16 protein-coding genes are annotated in these 18,489 nt (G+C 67.9%); all 16 read right to left on the bottom strand.

Going from position 1 to position 18,489, the window contains the following annotated elements:
* The gene (gene metK, locus CGU34_RS00770; RefSeq protein WP_036296255.1) at positions 1-1,194 is read right to left on the bottom strand and encodes a methionine adenosyltransferase; all 1,194 of its coding nucleotides are present in this window, start codon (positions 1,192-1,194) and stop codon (positions 1-3) included.
* A 128-nt stretch (positions 1,195-1,322) separates the two neighbouring features.
* Positions 1,323-1,598, bottom strand: coding sequence for a DNA-directed RNA polymerase subunit omega (rpoZ, locus tag CGU34_RS00765; protein ID WP_036296256.1), 276 nt, complete (start codon positions 1,596-1,598; stop codon positions 1,323-1,325).
* A gap of 109 nt (positions 1,599-1,707) precedes the next feature.
* Entirely contained in the window at positions 1,708-2,292 is a 585-nt protein-coding gene (locus tag CGU34_RS00760; protein ID WP_036296257.1) for a CoA-binding protein, read from the bottom strand.
* Complete coding sequence (locus CGU34_RS00755) at positions 2,289-3,626, bottom strand: O-acetylhomoserine aminocarboxypropyltransferase/cysteine synthase family protein (protein ID WP_036296265.1); 1,338 nt, start codon at positions 3,624-3,626, stop codon at positions 2,289-2,291. Before CGU34_RS00755 ends, CGU34_RS00760 begins: the two co-directional genes overlap by 4 nt.
* 29 nt (positions 3,627-3,655) lie before the next feature.
* The gene (gene acs / locus CGU34_RS00750; RefSeq protein ID WP_440344726.1) at positions 3,656-5,671 is read right to left on the bottom strand and encodes an acetate--CoA ligase; all 2,016 of its coding nucleotides are present in this window, start codon (positions 5,669-5,671) and stop codon (positions 3,656-3,658) included.
* 49 nt (positions 5,672-5,720) lie between these two features.
* On the bottom strand, positions 5,721-6,587 hold the full coding sequence (locus tag CGU34_RS00745) for an ABC transporter permease (protein WP_100812943.1): 867 nt from the start codon (positions 6,585-6,587) through the stop codon (positions 5,721-5,723).
* Complete coding sequence (locus CGU34_RS00740) at positions 6,587-7,624, bottom strand: aliphatic sulfonate ABC transporter substrate-binding protein (RefSeq protein ID WP_036296267.1); 1,038 nt, start codon at positions 7,622-7,624, stop codon at positions 6,587-6,589. Before CGU34_RS00740 ends, CGU34_RS00745 begins: the two co-directional genes overlap by 1 nt.
* The gene (locus CGU34_RS00735) at positions 7,621-8,493 is read right to left on the bottom strand and encodes an ABC transporter ATP-binding protein (protein WP_036296268.1); all 873 of its coding nucleotides are present in this window, start codon (positions 8,491-8,493) and stop codon (positions 7,621-7,623) included. The genes CGU34_RS00740 and CGU34_RS00735 overlap by 4 nt, the downstream gene beginning before the upstream one ends.
* Positions 8,494-8,674: 181 nt before the next feature.
* Positions 8,675-9,547, bottom strand: a complete 873-nt coding sequence (gene gmk, locus CGU34_RS00730) for a guanylate kinase (protein ID WP_036296270.1) — start codon at positions 9,545-9,547, stop codon at positions 8,675-8,677.
* A 73-nt stretch (positions 9,548-9,620) separates the two neighbouring features.
* Positions 9,621-10,502, bottom strand: a complete 882-nt coding sequence (gene pyrF, locus CGU34_RS00725) for an orotidine-5'-phosphate decarboxylase (RefSeq protein WP_198517636.1) — start codon at positions 10,500-10,502, stop codon at positions 9,621-9,623.
* A complete protein-coding gene (gene carB / locus CGU34_RS00720) occupies positions 10,499-13,786 on the bottom strand; it encodes a carbamoyl-phosphate synthase large subunit (RefSeq protein WP_100812942.1) in 3,288 nt (1,095 codons plus the stop codon). Before carB ends, pyrF begins: the two co-directional genes overlap by 4 nt.
* The gene (gene carA, locus CGU34_RS00715; RefSeq protein WP_100812941.1) at positions 13,786-14,961 is read right to left on the bottom strand and encodes a glutamine-hydrolyzing carbamoyl-phosphate synthase small subunit; all 1,176 of its coding nucleotides are present in this window, start codon (positions 14,959-14,961) and stop codon (positions 13,786-13,788) included. Before carA ends, carB begins: the two co-directional genes overlap by 1 nt.
* Entirely contained in the window at positions 14,958-15,479 is a 522-nt protein-coding gene (locus CGU34_RS00710; RefSeq protein ID WP_100812940.1) for a PH-like domain-containing protein, read from the bottom strand. Before CGU34_RS00710 ends, carA begins: the two co-directional genes overlap by 4 nt.
* Positions 15,476-16,792, bottom strand: coding sequence for a dihydroorotase (locus CGU34_RS00705; RefSeq protein WP_100812939.1), 1,317 nt, complete (start codon positions 16,790-16,792; stop codon positions 15,476-15,478). Before CGU34_RS00705 ends, CGU34_RS00710 begins: the two co-directional genes overlap by 4 nt.
* Positions 16,789-17,811: an aspartate carbamoyltransferase catalytic subunit gene (locus tag CGU34_RS00700; protein ID WP_100812938.1), complete on the bottom strand. Its 1,023-nt coding sequence runs from the start codon at positions 17,809-17,811 to the stop codon at positions 16,789-16,791. Before CGU34_RS00700 ends, CGU34_RS00705 begins: the two co-directional genes overlap by 4 nt.
* Positions 17,808-18,338, bottom strand: a complete 531-nt coding sequence (pyrR, locus tag CGU34_RS00695) for a bifunctional pyr operon transcriptional regulator/uracil phosphoribosyltransferase PyrR (RefSeq protein ID WP_100812937.1) — start codon at positions 18,336-18,338, stop codon at positions 17,808-17,810. The genes CGU34_RS00700 and pyrR overlap by 4 nt, the downstream gene beginning before the upstream one ends.
* Positions 18,339-18,489 lie beyond the last annotated feature (151 nt).

Here is an 18,489-nt window from a genome sequence, read left to right as displayed (position 1 = left end):
TCAGAATCCGGCTGCGGCGCGCAGTTCCTCGACGCGGTCGAGGCGCTCCCACGTGAAGTCCGGCAGGTCACGTCCGAAGTGGCCGTAGGCGGCCGTCTGCGCATAAATCGGACGCAGCAGGTCGAGCTGCTCGATGATCGCCGCCGGGCGCAGGTCGAAGACCTGCGTGATCGCACGGGTGATCTCGGCATCCGGGACTCGCCCGGTGCCGAACGACTCGACGTAGATGCCGACGGGCCGCGCCTTGCCGATCGCGTACGCAACCTGGACCTCGAGGCGGTCCGCGAGACCCGCGGCCACGACATTCTTCGCGACCCAACGCATGGCGTATGCGCCCGAACGATCGACCTTCGAGGGATCCTTGCCGCTGAATGCCCCGCCGCCGTGCCGCGATGCCCCGCCGTAGGTGTCGATGATGATCTTGCGACCCGTGAGACCCGCATCACCCTTCGGTCCGCCGACGAGGAAGGGACCCGCCGGGTTGATGTAGTACTTCACGTCGGGCATGTCGAGACCCGTAGCCTCGAGCACCGGGTCGATGACCTCGGCCTGCACGAGGGCACGCAGATCGTCCTGAGAGATGTCGGGGTGGTGCTGCGTCGACAGCACGACCGAGTCCACCGTCTTCGGAGTCGGCCCGTCGTAGCCGAGCGTGACCTGGGTCTTGCCGTCCGGCCGCAGGAACGGCAGACGACCCTCGCGCCGGACGTCTGCGAGACGCTCCGCCATCCGGTGCGCGGTCCAACTGGCCATCGGCATCAGCTGAGGCGTCTCGGTCGTGGCGTAACCGAACATGATGCCCTGGTCGCCCGCGCCCTGCTCGTCGCGCGGATCGGCCGATCGCTGTTCGCGCTGTTCGAACGCCTTGTTGACTCCCGCCGCGATGTCAGATGACTGCGCGCCGATCGACACGCTCACACCACACGAATCGCCGTCGAAGCCGGTCTCGCTCGAGGTGTACCCGATGCGGTTCACGACCTGACGGACGATCGCGGGGATCTCGACGTACGCCGAGGTCGACACCTCACCCGCGACGTGAACGAGACCCGTCGTGACGAGCGTTTCGACCGCGACGCGCCCGACCGGATCTTCCGTCAGGATCGCGTCGAGGATGCTGTCGCTGATCTGGTCGCAGATCTTGTCGGGGTGTCCCTCGGTCACGGATTCGGAGGTGAACAGTCGCAGATCGCTCATGGGTGCTCCAGTCGGGTGCTCACGCACCAGTGTGCGGCCCAGTATGGCGGGGACCGCCGACATTGAAACCGCCGCCCGCCCCAGACCATCAGAGGTCGCGGCGGGCGGCGGCAATTTCTTCCGAGTCTTTAGGCCTCGGTGCCGCGCAGGCGCAGCTTGTCTTCGTTGATTTCGTGCATCGCGATCGTGAGCGGCTTGTCTTCGACAGACGAGTCGACCAGGGGGCCCACGTTGTCGAACAGGTTGCCCTCGTGCAGGTCCGAGTAGTAGTCGTTGATCTGACGCGCGCGCTTGGCTGCGTAGATCACGAGCTGGTACTTGGAGATCGGGGCGCCCTCGGCATCCTTCTTCTGCAGCAGCGCGTCTAGTGACGGGTCGATGATGCCTTCGCTCGTTCCAGCCATGGCGGATCCTCTCGATCGGGGCCCGGATGCTAGCGCCTCCGGAAGTCTGTGAGCGCACGCCAGAGCGCACGCATCCGTTCATTCTACGCGAGCGGCGCGCCCGCGAGCTTCAGCGCGACAGCAACTGGCGTTTCGAGCTGATCACGCCGGTGTCGAAACCGGCAAGGTGCAGCCCGCCGTGGAAGCGCGCGTGCTCGATCTTGATGCAACGATCCATCACGACCGACAGCCCCGCGGCCTCGGCGATCGCCGCCGCATCCTCGTTCCACGAACCGAGCTGCAGCCACAGCGCCGCGGCACCGACATCCACTGCCTCTTGCGCGACTCCGGGCAGATCATCGTGTCGGCGGAACACGTCGACGATGTCCGGAACGACGGGCAGGTCGGCCAGCGAGGCATACACGGGGCGACCCAGGATGTTCTTCGCCCGCGGGTTGACGAAGTACACGTCGTAGGGCGAGCTGCCGAGCAGATACGTGGCGACGAAGAAGCTCGCGCGCGCGGGGTTCTCGGATGCGCCGACGATGGCGACCGATTTCGCCTTTCGCAGGATCTCGTAGCGATCCTGTGACCCGGGCGGGGCCCAGGTGCGCTCCGGCGCGCCCGCGACGACGGCGCCGGGAAGAGCGCACGCCGCTCCGTTCTCGGGCGCGGGCGCCACCGGCTGCTGCGGCAGTTCGCACGAGGCGCTCATCGCTGCACCCCCGTCGCGGCCGTGAGGGCCTGATCGAGGTCCCACAGGATGTCTTCGGGATCCTCCAGCCCCACCGAGATGCGGATCAGATCGGCGGGAACGCCCGCGTCGACCAGTTGCGCCGCGCTCAACTGCTGGTGCGTGGTCGAGGCCGGGTGGATGACGAGGGTGCGTGCATCGCCGATGTTCGCCAGGTGTGAGGCCAGGCGCAGGGCGTCGATGACGGACTCCCCCGCCGCTCGGGCCGCGACGAGACGTTCCTCATCCGAGGCGAATTCGCCCGAGGGTCGCACGCCGAAGGCGAAAACCGAGCCCGGTCCGAGCGGCAGGTACTTCGCCGCGCGATCGCGGTGGGGGTGCTCCTCGAGTCCGGCCCACGTCACGAACGACACGCGCGGGTCGCTGTCGAGCCACTCAGCGACGATTCGCGCGTTGGACAGGTGCGCGTCGATGCGCTGGGGCAGGGTCTCGACGCCCTGCAGCAACAGGAAGGCGGAGTGCGGGCTGAGCGCGGGACCGATGTCGCGGAGCTGCTCGGAGCGGAGCTTGGTGAGGAATCCGTACTCACCGAAGTTGTCCCACCAGCTGATGCCGCCGTAGGAGGCGACCGGCTCGATCATCTGCGGGAACTTGCCGTTGCCCCAGTCGAACGTGCCCTTCTCGATCACGACTCCGCCGAGCGTCGTGCCGTGGCCGCCGAGAAACTTCGTGACCGAGTGGATCACGATATCGGCGCCATGCTCGAGCGGGCGCGCGAGGTAGGGCGTCGCGAGCGTCGAGTCGACGACCAGCGGGATGCCGGCCGCGTGCGCAACCTCGGCCAGTCCCTCGATATCGGCGATCTCGCCCGAGGGGTTGCCGATCGTCTCGACGTACAGAACCTTCGTCTCGGGCCGGATCGCCGCGGCATAGTCGGCCGGGTCGCTCGAGGGCACGAACGTCGTCTCGACGCCGAACCGGCGGAGTGTCACGTCGAGCTGCGTCACGGTGCCGCCGTACAGCTGGCCCGACGCGACGACGTGGTCACCGTGTCCGACCAGCGCGGCGAACGTGATGAACTCGGCGCTCATTCCGGATGCCGTGGCCACCGCGCCGATGCCACCCTCGAGCGAGGCGAGGCGCTCCTCGAGGGCAGCGACGGTCGGGTTACCGATACGCGAGTAGATGTTGCCGTACTTCTGCAGGGCGAACAGGTTCGCCGCATCCGTCGCGTCATCGAAGACGAACGACGACGTCTGGTAGATCGGCACTGCGCGGGCACCCGTGGAAGCGTCGGGCGTGGCCCCCGCGTGGAGGGCACGCGTACGGAATCCGAACCGGTGATCTTCGGTCATGTCTTCTCTCAGGTGTGGTTCTCTGCGGCTCACGCCGAGGCGAGGGCTGTGGCGATGTCGTCGACGGCCCAGGGGTTCTGCAACGAGGTGGTGTCGCCCAGGGCTCCCGGTTCACGACCGGCCCGGCGGTCCTGTTCAGCCTCCCACAGCTGCGCGAGCAGGCGGCGCAGGATCTTGCCGGACCGCGTCTTGGGCAGCTCGGGAACCACCAACAGGTGCTTGGGCTTGGCGATGGGGCCGATCTCTCGTGCGACGTGTGCTCGCAGGTCCGCAGCAGACAGCCCCTCAGCCCCGGAAGCGACGACGAACGCGGCAACAGCGTGCCCGGTGACGAGGTCGGTGACCGCGGTCACCCCCGCCTCCCCCACGGTCGGGTGTGACACCAGCGCCGATTCGATCTCGATGGTCGACATCCGGTGGCCCGACACGTTCAGCACGTCGTCCAGGCGCCCGAGAATCCAGACGTAGCCGTCGGCGTCGATCGTCGCGCCATCTCCGGCGACGTAGAAGCCGCCGTGTTCGCCCTTGCCCGCGTACTGCGCCCAGTACGAGTCGCGATAGCGCTGCGGGTTGCCCCATACCGTCCGCGCCATTCCGGGCCACGGTCGGCGGACGACGAGCGTCCCCGAGCGGCCGGGTGCGACATCCGCTCCGTCTTCGTCCACAACGGCCACATCGATACCCGGCAGACCGATGGATGCCGAGCCCGGCTTGAGCGTCGTCACCCCCGGAAGGGGCGCGATCATCGCAGCGCCGGTCTCGGACTGCCACCAGGTGTCGACGATCGGCAGCTCGCCGCGGCCGAAGGTCTCGCGGAACCACACCCAGGCGGCGGGGTTGATCGCCTCGCCAACCGTGCCCAACAGACGCAGGGTCGACAGATCGTGCCCCGCGGGGAGGGTGTCGCCGAACCACGTCATGAAGGTGCGGATCAGGGTGGGCGACGTGTAGTACACCGTGACGCCGTAGCGCTCGATGATCTCCAGATGACGCTCGCGCGTCGGCGCATCCGGCGTTCCCTCGTAGATCACCTGCGTGAGCCCGTTCGAGAGCGGACCGTAGATCTCGTACGTGTGTGCGGTCACCCAGGCGAGGTCGGCGGTGCACCAGTGCACGTCGTCGGGCTTGGCGTCGAAGTGCGCCCAGTGCGCCCAACTCGCGTGGGTCAGGTAGCCGCCGCTCGTGTGCACGAGGCCCTTCGGTTTACCCGTCGTACCCGAGGTGTAGATGATGAAGAGCGGATGCTCCGCGTCGAACGCCTGCGGCTCGTGCTGATCCGACGCGGTGTCAACGACGTCGTGCCACCACACATCGCGACCCTCGGTCCAGGGAACATCCTGCCCGGTGCGGCGCACGACCAAGACGTGCTCGACGTGATCGAGGCCCGCGACGGCTTCGTCGGCTGCGTGCTTTACCCGCACGGCCGCGCCACGTCGGTACTGTCCGTCGCTCGTGACGAGAAGCTTGGCCTTCGTATCTTCGACGCGGAACCGCACCGCCTCGGCCGAGAACCCCCCGAAGACGAGCGAGTGGACCGCACCGATCCGTGCGCAGGCGAGGGCGATGACGACGGTCTCGACGAGGACAGGAAGATAGACGACCACGCGGTCGCCCGGCTCGATACCGAGCGCGAGCAGGGCGTTCGCGGCCTGCGACACCCGACGCTGCAGGTCGGCGTACGTGACCGTCGTGCGGTCCCCCGGTTCGCCCTCGAAGTGCAGGGCGACCTTCTGGCCGCGCCCGGCGGCGACATGGCGGTCGACACAGTTCGCGGCGACATTCAGGCGCCCCCCGACGAACCAGCGCGCCGCCGGGACCGAGAGCTCGCCCGACGCGTCACGCACGGGCGGCTCCCATTCGTGTGCGCTGTGCCAGGGTTCAGCCCATTCCAGCCGGGAAGCGGCACCCTCCCAGAACGCGACGGGGTTGGCCGAAGCATCCGCGTATGCCCCGACGGTGACGTTCGCCTGCGCGGCGAATGCCGCCGGTGCGGGGTACTCGCGCGTCTCGACGAGCCGTGTCTCCGGCAGTTGTCTCTCCGGCAGGCGCGCTTCGGCGACCGCCCCGTCCGTGACGGGAGTCGTTGCACTCACGTCAGATCCACCGTCGCAGCAGGTACTTCTGCACGAGACTCAGGATGCCGTTGGTCAGTGTTCCGAGCAGCGCAAGGAGGACGATCGCGAGCAGGATGCGGTCCACGCGTCCGGTGGACTGCGAGTCCGTGAGGAGCCAGCCCAGACCCATCGACGCCGCGATGAGTTCTGCCGCGACGAGGAACAGCCAGCTCTGCGCCAGCGCGAGCCGCAAGCCGGACATGATCGAGGGAACGACGGACGGCAGCTGCACGGTGCGGAACAACGCGAAGCCGCGCAGACTGAACGAACGCGCCATCTCGACCGAGTGCGGGTCCACCTGGCGGAGCGCAACGCTCACCGTCGTGAAGACGGGGAAGAAGGCACCGATCGCGATCAACGTGACCTTGGAGTCTTCGCCGATACCCATCCACAGCAGCAGAAGCGGAACAAGCGCGAGCGACGGGATCGCCCGGAAAGCGGCGAGGATCGGGCTCAGGAGGACGTCGCCGGCCTTCGTCAGTCCCACGATCGCGGCGCCCGCCAGCCCGATCACCGAGCCGATGGCGAAGCCGAGCAGGACACGCTGAACCGAGATCGCGATGTGGATCCACAGGTCACCGCTGTCGGCCAGCTGAAGCCCGGCCTGAACGACCGTTGCTGGGGCTGGCAGCCGATAGGGAGGGATGAGGCCCGAGACGGTCACCGCCTGCCAGATGCCCAGGATGACGAGCGGCACGACGATCCCGCCGACGATCCGCACGGCACGGCGGTCCCAGAACGAGCGCGTTGCGGAGCCCGAAAGCGCCGCGAGGCCCGGACGCGCCGCGAGGCCCGGACGCACAGTGGCATCCGGGCTCGCGGTCGTGCTGGTTGCTGGAACGGTCATCAGCCCTCGGTGGCCTTTTCGGCGAACGTGGCGTTGATGATCGTGTCGAGTGCTGCGTTGATCGCGTCCTCGCCGCCCTGGACCGCGTCCGACGCGACCAGCACGGGCGCGATGACCTCGAGCACGGCGAGCTGCGCCTCGCCGGGCACGCCGCTGACATCGAGGTTCGAGCGCTCCTGGATCACGGTGTTCGCAACCTCGACGTCGATGCCGGCAACCTCGGCGAGGAGCGCCGCGGTCTCTTCGGGGTTCTCGAGCGCCCAGGCACGTGCCTCTTCGTACGCGTCGACGACGACCTGCGCGACGTCGGCGTGCTCGGTGATGAACTCCTCCGTGGCGTTGAGGAAGCCGTACGAGTTGAAGTCGACGTTGCGGTAGATCAACTGCGCTCCGGACTCGACCTCGGCCGCGGCCATGATCGGGTCAAGGCCGGCCCAGGCGTCAACGGAGCCTGCCTCGAGGGCCGAGCGTCCATCGGCGTGCTGCAGGTTCTGCACCTCGATGTCGTCGACCGTCAAGCCCTCGGTCTCGAGCGCCTGGAGCAGGAAGAAGTAGGGGTCGGTACCCGCGGTCGCCGCGACGGACTTGCCTGCGAGGTCCGCGACCGAGGTGATGTCGCTGTCGGCGGGCACGACGATCGCGGACCACTCGGGCTGCGAGTAGATGTCGATGACCTGGATGGGCGATCCGTTGGCACGTGCCAGCAGCGCGGCGGAACCGGCGGTCGATCCGACGTCGATCGATCCGGCGCGCAGGAACTCGTTCGCCTTGTTGGAGCCGGCGGACTGAACCCACTCGACCGTGACGCTGTCGCCCAGTGCCTCTTCGAGCAGACCCTGATCCTTGATGATCAGGCTGAGCGGGTTGTAGGTGGCGAAGTCGATCGAGAGGGTGTCGGTCGACCACTCCTGCGCTTCACCCGATGCGTTCGCATCGGCCGCGGCGGCGTTCTCGCCCGCGACGCAACCCGTGGCGAGCATCATCATCGCGCCGGCCACGAGAATCGCGGGAACGGTGCGGCGGATGGTGGTACTCATCGGGTCTCCTCGGAGTGGTTGTGGTGGTGATGGGTGTCGACGCCGAGTCCTTGCAGGAGCTCGGCGCGCAACTCTGTGAGCGCGTGGTCGGCGCGGTCGCGGGGACGGTCCCCCGGAACGACGATCGTGCGGGCGATGGAACCGACGGATGCATCGGTGTTCGAGGTCGTGTCGAGCGAGCGCAGCAGGAGCACGCGGTCGGCCAGGAACAGTGCCTCTTCGACGTCGTGCGTGACAAGGATGACCGTCGTCGGCTGCGCCGCATGGATGTCGAGAAGCAGATCCTGCATACGCAGCCGCGTCAGCGCGTCGAGCGCTCCGAAGGGCTCATCCAGGAGCAGGACCTCGGGGTTGCGTGCCAGCGCGCGAGCGAGCGACGCGCGCTGCGCCATCCCGCCCGAGACCTCGCGCGGCTTCTGATCGGCGGCGTGAGACAACCCGACGAGCTCCAGCAGTTGGCGTACCCGCTCGCCGCCCTCTCGCTTGTTTTCGCCGCGCGTGCTCCGCGGCAGCCCGAGCTGGACGTTCTGCGCGAGAGTACGCCAGGCCAAGAGGCGAGGTTCTTGAAAGGCGACGGCGGTCCGAGCGTCCGTGTCGGTCACCGGCGCGCCACCGACGCGGATCGAACCGCTCGTCGGAGCGTCCAGTCCCCCGAGCATCCGCAGAAGGGTGGACTTGCCGCATCCGGACGGACCGACGATCGCCACGATCTCGCCGTGGCGAACGTCGAGGTCTACGCCCCGAAGGACCTCTCGCGAGCCGCGCGCCGTCGGGAACGCACGGGAGACACCTTCGAGCAGCACGCCCTCCGTCCGCGAGGCGGTTTCGGTCAGGCGCGCCTCAGCGAGGTCGAGAACGGTTGCGGGCACGTCATCATCGTGGACGACCGCGCAACAAAGGGCACATCGGGTCGTAACTTTCCGAAATCGAACGCGGATGCGTGCTATACCGCGCCGCGGTCACTGAGCCTGTCGAAGTGACCCGTCGTGCCCCGCGCCCGGACTGCTCCCTTCGACAAGCTCAGGGAGCGGCGGTCGACGTGACCACCGATCAACTCTGGGCGAGGGCCGCGACCTCGTCTGCCGCCGCCGCGACGTTCTCGTTGACCACGAGGTAGTCGAACTCGGGCTGCGCGGCCAACTCGCGCTTCGCCGTCTTCAGGCGACGGGCACGCTCTTCGGAGTTCTCCGTGCCACGACCCACCAGGCGGTTGACCAGCTCGTCCCAGCTGGGGGGCAAGAGGAATACCAACATGGCGTCGGGCATGCTGCGCCTCACCTGACGCGCGCCCTGCAGGTCGATCTCGAGCAACACGGTGCGACCGTCATTGAGAGCACGCTCGATCGGCTCGCGGGGCGTGCCGTACCGGTACTGGTTGTGCACGGTCGCGTGCTCGAGAAGCTCCTCGGCCTCGACCATCCGGTCGAACTCGGCGTCGTCCACGAAGAAGTAATGCTTGCCATCCTCTTCGCCGGGACGCGGCGGACGTGTCGTCGCCGACACCGAGAGCAGGATGTCGGGGTGATGTTCCTGGATATGCGCGGCGACCGTGCCCTTGCCCACTGCCGTCGGGCCTGCCAGGACAATGAGCCGGCTGCGTCCGGGACGCGGCACGGGTTCGGGAAGTCGCTCATCGAGGAAGGCGCTGAGGTCCTTGCGCTGGCGGGTACCCAGTCCCCCGAGTCGCTTGACCGGCGAGATGCTCAGCTGCGCCAGGATGCGATCGCGTTTCCCTTCACCGATAGCGGGGATCGACGTCAGAAAGTCGGGTGCACGCATGGCCGCCGCAGCGGACTCCGGTGCAGCCCATGCCCGTCGAAGCAGCTCTTGGGGTGTGATGACGCGGGTCGTGACGTCGCGTTTGAGCGCCGCGCGTTCGCGCCGTGCCGCGATGGCGCGTCGGGATGCAGCGGCGCGGTCCACCTCGGGTGGGGTGCCTCCGCGTCGTTCAACGACCCGTTGTTCCTCCGGGCGTCGCTCGTCCCCTGCCGCCGCGTCAGTCACCGATGATCTCCTCCGTGCGTCGTCTGTCATCCATCGCCCGCGCCAAATCGGTGCGTACCGGTCCCGCAGCAAGGATGCTGCGGCTCTCGGCCACGATCACCGCGGGTGCGAGGCGTCCGAAGATCATTTCACGATCCTCCGACCGTGCGCCCTGGTGTCCGAAGCCGGGCGCCAGGATCGGCGCGACCGGCTCGAGATCAACGGGAACTCCCCGCTCGGCGGGGTTCACGGTCGCACCGATCACCAGACCGATGCTCCCCCACGAACCCACCTGCGTCGTGACGGCATTGAAGGCCGCCACCTCCGCCGCGATCGCGCCGGCCACGGTCCGAGAAGGCTCCGCGGTGTCGTCGGCCTCCGGCATCATCCGAGCGCTCTGCAGACCGGATGCCTCGGGGTTGCTCGTCGCCGCCAGCACGAACGCGCCCTTGCCGTGCGCGACGGCGTAGCGCAGCGTGTCCTCGAGGGAGCCGACGCCCAGGTACGGGCTGAGGGTCACGGCGTCGGCCTCGAGCGGCGAGCCGGGGGTCAGCCAGGCGCGCGCGTACGCGTCCATGGTCGATCCGATGTCGCCGCGTTTGGCGTCCGCGATCACGAGCAGGCCCGCACCTCGGGCCGCCGCGAGCACGTCCTCGAGCGCCGCAAATCCGGCCGAGCCGAACCGCTCGAAGAACGACACCTGAGGCTTGACGATCCCGCAGTGCCCCTCGGCGGCTTCGACGACACGCAGCCCGAACGTCCGTACGCCGTCGGCCGAGACATCCAGCCCCCAGTCCGCGAGCAGCTGCTCGTGCGGATCGATACCGACGCACAGGCGTCCGTGCTCGCCGAACGCCGCGCGCACGCGATCGCCGAACGCCGGGCCTGCGCTCACCCGCGTGCCGCCCGGTCCGCCGCGTACTCCTGCAGGCTCCTGACGTCGAAGCCCTGACGCACGGCGTCCATGGCGCTCACTGCGGCACCCAGAACGGCGATCGTCGTGAAGAGGGCCTTGTCGGCGGCCACGGCCGCGGCGCGGATCTCGTAGCCGTCGGCGCGGGCGGACCGCCCGCTCGGCGTGTTCACGATGATGTCGATCTCGCCGTCATTGATCAGGTCGACGATGTTCCGTGCGCCGGAGGCTTGCGTCTCGCTGTACTTGTTCACGATGCGGACGTTGATGCCGTTTCGCGCCAGGATCTCGGCCGTGCCCTCTGTCGCGACGAGCGTGAAGCCGAGCTCCTGCAGCCGGTGCGCGGGCAGGATAACCGCACGCTTGTCCGAGTCGGCGACCGAGATGAAGACGGTGCCCGACAGCGGCATCCCGCCGTACGCGGCTGCCTGGCTCTTGGCGAACGCGGTCGGGAAGTCCTTGTCGATTCCCATGACCTCGCCGGTCGAGCGCATCTCGGGCCCGAGCACGGAGTCGACCGTCTGCCCGTCCTTCGTGCGGAACCGCTTGAAGGGCAGCACGGCCTCCTTGACCGAAACCGGGGAGTCGAGCGGAACCCGCGAACCATCGGACGGCGGCAGCAGGCCTTCGGTCTTCAGCTCGTCGATCGTCGACCCGGACATGATCCGCGCTGCGGCCTTGGCCAGCGGAATTCCGAGCGCCTTCGACACGAACGGCACCGTGCGGCTCGCGCGCGGGTTCGCCTCGATGACGTAGAGGATGCCCGCGCTGATCGCGAACTGAACGTTCAGCAATCCGCGCACACCGACGCCCTCGGCGATCGCGAGCGTCGCGGTGCGCACCCGGTCGATCTCCGAACGTCCGAGCGAGATCGGAGGCAGCGTGCACGCCGAGTCGCCCGAGTGGATACCGGCCTCTTCGATGTGCTCCATGACGCCACCGATGTACAGCTCGGTGCCGTCGTAAAGGGCGTCGACATCGATCTCGACCGCGTCGTCCAGGAAGCGGTCGACCAGCAGCGGCATGCCGGGGCCGATGATGACCTCACCCGCGGTCCGCACGAAGTAGTCGTACAGGCTCGGGGTGTCGTAAACGATCTCCATGCCGCGACCGCCGAGCACGAAGCTCGGACGGACGAGAACGGGATATCCGATGTCTTCCGCGACCGCCACAGCACCCTCGGCATCCGTCGCCGTGCCGTGGCGGGGCGCCACGAGGCCTGCGGTGTCGAGGATCTCGCTGAACAGCTGGCGCTCTTCGGCGAGGTCGATGGCCGCGGGGCTCGTGCCGAGGATGCGGTAGCCGGCCTCTTCGATGCCCTTCGCGAGTCCGAGCGGCGTCTGCCCGCCGAGCTGGCACACGACGCCGAAGATCTCACCCGACGCGGCTTCGGCGTACAGCACCTCGAGCACATCCTCGAGCGTGAGCGGCTCGAAGTAGAGGCGGTCCGACGTGTCGTAGTCGGTCGAGACCGTCTCCGGGTTGCAGTTGACCATGATCGTCTCGTAACCCGCGTCCGACAGTGCGAACGACGCGTGCACGCAGGAGTAGTCGAACTCGACCCCCTGACCGATGCGGTTGGGGCCCGATCCGATGATCACGATCTTCTGGCGGTCGGACGGCGTGACCTCGGTCTCGAAGTCGTAGCTCGAGTAGTGGTAAGGCGTCAGTGCCGGGAACTCCCCGGCGCAGGTGTCGACCGTCTTGTAGACCGGGCGGATCGAGAGGGCGTGACGGATGCCGCGAACCTCGACCTCGGGAAGGCCACGCAACTGACCGATCTGGACGTCGGAGAATCCGTGGTCCTTCGCGAGCAGAAGCGTTTCCGCGTCCAGCTCCGCGGCGTCGCGGACGAAGTCGGCGACCTCGTTGATGAGGACGATCTGGTCGAGGAACCACGGGTCGATGCCCGTCGCCTCGAACATCTCGGGGACGCTGGCGCCGGCGCGCAGCGCCTGCTGGACGACGACGATCCGACCATCCGTCGGCGTCTTCGACACCTCGACGAGCTCGTCCTTCGTCCGCGGTTCGTCGCCCCAGTGGAAGCTCGACCCGCGCTTCTCGAGCGAACGCAGCGCCTTCTGCAGGGCTGTCGCGTAGTTGCGGCCGATCGCCATCGCCTCGCCGACCGACTTCATGGTGGTTGTCAGCGTGGTGTCGGCCGCGGGGAACTTCTCGAAGTTGAAGCGCGGGACCTTCACGACGACGTAGTCGAGCGTCGGCTCGAAGCTCGCGGGCGTGACCTTGGTGATGTCGTTCGGGATCTCATCCAGCCGGTACCCGAGAGCGAGCTTCGCTGCGATCTTCGCGATCGGGAAGCCCGTCGCCTTCGATGCCAGCGCCGACGAGCGCGAGACACGCGGGTTCATCTCGATGACGATGATGCGGCCGTTCGAGGGATCGACCGCGAACTGGATGTTGCAGCCACCGGTGTCGACGCCGACCGCGCGAATGATGTCGATGCCGATGTCGCGCATCTTCTGGTACTCGCGGTCGGTCAGCGTGAGTGCCGGCGCGACCGTGATCGAGTCGCCTGTGTGCACGCCGACCGGGTCGACGTTCTCGATCGAGCAGACGACGACCGTGTTGTCGGCGGTGTCGCGCATGAGCTCGAGTTCGTATTCCTTCCACCCGAGAATCGACTCCTCGAGCAGCACCTCGGTCGTCGGCGAGTCGCGGAGGCCGGCGCCGGCGATACGACGCAGGTCGCGTTCGTCGTAGGCGAACCCTGAACCGAGTCCGCCCATCGTGAAGCTCGGACGCACGACCAGCGGGTATCCGAGCTCGGCCGCGCCCGCGAGGACCTCGTCCATGGTGTGGCAGATGCGGCTGTCGGCGACATCGGCGCCGGAGTCCAACACCAGCTGCTTGAAGATCTGGCGATCCTCGCCCTTGTTGATGGCCTCGAGATTCGCACCGATCAGCTCGACGTCGTACTTCTCGAGGACCCCGTGCTCGTCGAGCTGGATGGCCGCGTTGAGCGCCGTCTGGCCGCCGAGCGTCGGCAGGATCGCATCCGGCCGCTCCTTCGCGATGATCGTCTCGATGACCTGCCAGGTGATCGGTTCGATATAGGTCGCGTCAGCGAAGTCGGGGTCGGTCATGATCGTCGCGGGGTTGGAGTTGACGAGGATGACGCGGACGCCCTCCTCCCGCAGCACGCGGCACGCCTGGGTGCCCGAGTAGTCGAATTCGCAGGCCTGGCCGATCACGATCGGGCCGGACCCGATGACCAGGACGCTCTTGATGTCGTCGCGCTTAGGCATCAGTTTTCATCCTCAATATCCGGTCCCTGAGCTTGTCGAAGGGCCGCGAGCACCATGTCGCGGAACCTGTCGAAGAGGTAGTTGGAGTCGTGCGGGCCCGCGGCAGCCTCGGGGTGATATTGCACGCTGAAGGCAGGGATGTCGAGGGCACGCAGGCCCTCGACCACCTGGTCGTTCAGCCCGACGTGGCTGACCTCGACACGGCCGTACCCCTGGGGGCTGTCGAAGACGCTGTCGACCGGCGCCTCGACCGCAAAGCCGTGGTTCTGCGAGGTGATCTCTACGCGCCCCGTGGACTTGTCGAGCACCGGTTGGTTGATACCGCGGTGACCGAACGGCAGCTTGTACGTGCCGAGTCCGAGGGCCCGCCCGAGCAGCTGATTGCCGAAGCAGATTCCGAAGAACGGCGTGCGGTCATCGAGCACGGCGCGGAGCAGTTCGACGTGCTGATCGGATGCCGCGGGATCGCCCGGGCCATTGGAGTAGAACACCGCCACAGGGTCGAGCGCACGGAGCTCCTCGATCGTGACGTGCTGCGGCAGCACGTGGACGTCGAACCCGCGGGCGGCGAGGTTGTGGATCGTCGCGCTCTTCACACCCAGGTCGAGCACCGCGAGGTTACCGATGCGCTCGGCCGTGGCCGGGTACACCTCGACTTCCGAGACCGAGACCTCGGCCGACAGGTTCCGACCCGACATGGCGGGGGCCTCGCGCACGATGCGGAGCTGCTCGTCGGCGTCGAGCGCCGCATCCGGACCTGAGAAGATCCCGCCGCGCATGCTGCCGGCGGAGCGGATGTGGCGGGTCACCGAGCGCGTGTCGATTCCGCTGATGCCCACGATTTTGTCGTTCACGAGAGCGTCGTCGAGCGATTCATCCGCTCGCCAGTTCGACACCACGCGCGAGGGGTCGCGCACGATGTACCCCGCCACCCAGATGCGGCGGGACTCGGGGTCTTCGTCGTTCATGCCGGTGTTGCCGATGTGCGGGGCCGTCTGCAAGACGATCTGCCCGGCGTACGAAGGGTCGGTGAGCGTCTCCTGGTAGCCGGTCATGCCGGTGGCGAAGACGACTTCGCCGAGGGTCGTGCCGCGGGCGCCATAGGCCCGTCCGGCGTGGCGGGTGCCGTCTTCGAGAACGAGAACGGCGGGGTCTTTCGTGAGATGCGAGATCATTCGGCTTTCCCTGTCGGGGTGGGCTGGGGAAGGATGCGGGTGACCGCGGCGAGCAACTCACCGGAGGTGTTGCCGGGCGCGTCACCCGTCATTCGGACATAAGAGTCGGCGATCGTTTCGGCATCGACGCGCCAGGCGAGGCGGACGAGCCCGTCGCGCTCGACGACCCGGTCGATGGTCCACGTTGCGCGATCGACACCGACGATCCGGGATGCCGCGAGAAAAACGAGAGCCTCGCCCGTGATCGCGAGCAGAACGCCCGCCGACGAGATCTCGATCCCGACGCGTCCCCGGTATCGGAGGTGGCGGATGGCCAGGCGATCGAGCGGCTTCTCGTGGCGCGTCGTGGCGACATAGAAGCCGGAGAAGGATGCCTCGGGGACGAAACCCTCGGGCACGTCTGTCGGCGCGACGAGACCGCGGTCGCGTCGGACCCGGCGCGACCAGCCCCATGCGATGCCCACGAGCACCAGAACGCCGAAGCCGATGATGATGGCCATTGCTGCGCCGAGAGTCATGCGCGAACCTCCTGTGCGAGATCGGCGACGAGCTTGCCGTCGGCGAATGTGGGGTGACCGCGGTGGATCGTCCAGAGCACGCGCCCCGGCAAGGGCTGGCCGAGGTAGGGCGAGTTCGAGCTCAGACCGTGCAGATCGGATGCACCGAACACTTCGCGCACGTCGGGGTCATACAGCGTCAGCTCGGCAGGCTGTCCGACCGCGAGCGGCGTGCCGTGCGCGGGGAGCATCCCGATGCGTGCGGGGGCGTAGGACATGACCCGGGCGACGTCGGCCCAGCCGAGCAGCCCGGTTTCGACCATCGACGCGTGCACGACCCGCAGGGCGCTCTCAAGGCCCACCATGCCGTTCGCGGCGGCTGCCCACTCGCAGCTCTTGTTCTCGGCGGGGTGCGGGGCGTGGTCGGTCGCGACGATGTCGATCGTGCCGTCCGCGAGGCCCTCGCGCACCGCGAGCACGTCCTCTTCGCGGCGGAGCGGCGGATTGACCTTGTACCGGGCGTCGTAGCCGCGCACGAGTTCGTCCGTCAGCAACAGGTGATGCGGCGTGACCTCGGCCGTGACGTTGATGCCCCGCTTCTTCGCCCAGCGGATGATGTCGACCGACCCCGCGGTGGAGAGGTGGCAGACGTGCAGGCGAGAGCCGACGTGTTCGGCCAGGAGAACGTCGCGCGCGATGATCGATTCCTCGGCAACGGCGGGCCATCCGGTCAGCCCGAGCTCGGCAGAGACCGACCCCTCGTTCATCTGGGCGCCCTCGGTGAGGCGAGGGTCCTGCGCGTGCTGCGCGATCACTCCCCCGAATGCCTTGACGTATTCGAGGGCGCGCCGCATGATCAGCGGGTCCCACACGCAGAAGCCGTCGTCGCTGAAGACGCGGACGCGGGCGCGAGAGTCGGCCATGGCTCCGAGCTCGGCGAGTCGCTCACCCTTCTGCCCCACGGTGACGGCGCCGATCGGCTGCACCGTCGCGTAGCCCGCTGCCTCGCCGAGCGCGAGTTCCTGCTCGACGACGCCGGCGGTGTCGGCCACGGGCGACGTGTTCGGCATCGCGAATACGGCCGTGAAGCCACCCGAAGCCGCGGCACGCGTTCCCGTCAGGATCGTTTCGGATGCCTCGTATCCGGGTTCACGCAGGTGTGTGTGGAGGTCGACGAGGCCCGGCAAAGCAACCAGCCCGTCCGCGTCGATCCGTGTCGCGCCCGCGCGGCTCAGCCCCGCGCCGACCTCGGCGATGCGACCGTCTTCGACGATCAGGTCGACGGCGGATCCGCCCTCGATGCGGGCACCGGCGATGAGGAGAACTTCGCTCATCTCTCCTCCTCGTTTGTCACGCCGGCAGTCATGATGCCGGCTTTGGTGCCGCCGTTCGTTAGCTGCTCGTCCAGGCCGGGACGCTCGCCCGCGAGCAGCAGGTACAGCACCGCCATCCGCACGGACACACCGTTCGAGACCTGCTCGAGAACAGTCGAGCGGGGCGAATCGGCGGCGGCCGCCGAGATTTCGAGACCGCGATTCATGGGTCCGGGATGCATCACCATCGTATCGGCGGGCAGGGACGCCAGGCGCCGCGGGTCGAGACCCCAGCGCCGGGAATATTCCCGCTCCGTGGGAAAAAATGCCGCACCCATCCGCTCGAGCTGAATCCGCAACATCATGAGTGCGTCGGGACCCTCGGCAATCGCCTCGTCGAGGTCGTACACGATGCGGGCGGGCCAGGCAGAGACATCCTGCGGCACGAGTGTCGGCGGGGCGACAAGTGTGACGTCGGCGCCGAGCCTCGAGAGCAGCCACACGTTCGAGCGGGCGACCCGCGAGTGCAGGACGTCCCCCACGATCGTGACCTTCACACCAGCGAGATCACGGCCGCGGCTGTCGGCGCCGAAGGTGCGCTTGCGAATCGTGAAGGCGTCGAGAAGGGCCTGCGTGGGGTGCTCGTGCGTGCCGTCGCCGGCGTTCACGACACCCGCCGTGATCCAGCCGCTCGAGGCGAGCGTGCGCGGAGCCCCGGATGCACCGTGCCGGATGACGACCGCGTCGGCGCCCATCGCCTGCAGGGTCTGGGCCGTGTCCTGCAGGCTCTCGCCCTTCGACACGCTCGAACCCTTTGCGGCGAAGTTGATGACGTCGGCGCTCAGACGCTTGGCGGCCGCCTCGAACGAGATGCGCGTGCGGGTCGAGTCCTCGAAGAAGAGGTTGACGATCGTCTTGCCGCGGAGCGTCGGCAGCTTCTTGATCTCGCGGCGCTGCGTGTCGGCCATGTCCTCGGCGACGTCGAGGATCTCGAGAGCCAACGCGCGGTCGAGTGTCTGGGTGTCGAGCAGGTGCCTCATGATCCGACCGTCACCTCTTCGATGCCGTCGGTTTCGGCGAGACGCACGTTGACGCGTTCCTCCCGCGAGCTCGGCAGGTTCTTGCCGACGAAGTCGGGCCGGATCGGTAGCTCGCGGTGGCCCCGATCGATCAGGGTCGCGAGGCGAACCGCGGCGGGCCGTCCGATGTCCTGCAGCGCGTCGAGGGCGGCCCGGATGCTGCGGCCGGAGAACAGCACGTCGTCCACCAGGACGACCGTCTTCCCGTCGATACCTCCCGCGGGGATCGACGTGGGCTGCGGGGTGCGCGTGGGATTGCGTGCGAGATCGTCGCGGTACATCGTGACGTCGAGCGCGCCGACCGGGACGGTCGTGCCGCTGAACTCCGAGACCAGGGTCCCGATGCGATGGGCGAGGGTCACACCGCGTGTGGGGATCCCCAGAAGGATCAACCCATCGCCACCCTTGTTGGACTCGAGGATCTCGTGGGAGATCCTGGTCAGGGCTCGTGCGATGTCGGCCTCGTGCAGCACGGTTCTCGTGCTCATGTGCCGCTCCCTTCTCCGCCTCACAGGACGGTGTTAAAGGTTGCTGTGCCTTCTCACCCTACCGGACCTCACACATCCGCCATCCCGCTTCGCCGCACTCCCGCCCGTCCGGACGCCGAAACACCCAACGTGCGCCGAGACACCCTGTGTC

The sequence above is a fragment of the Microbacterium lacus genome (genome assembly GCF_002812805.1).
GTDB lineage: Bacteria > Actinomycetota > Actinomycetes > Actinomycetales > Microbacteriaceae > Microbacterium > Microbacterium lacus_A.
This window is presented reverse-complemented; position numbering and strand designations above follow the sequence as displayed.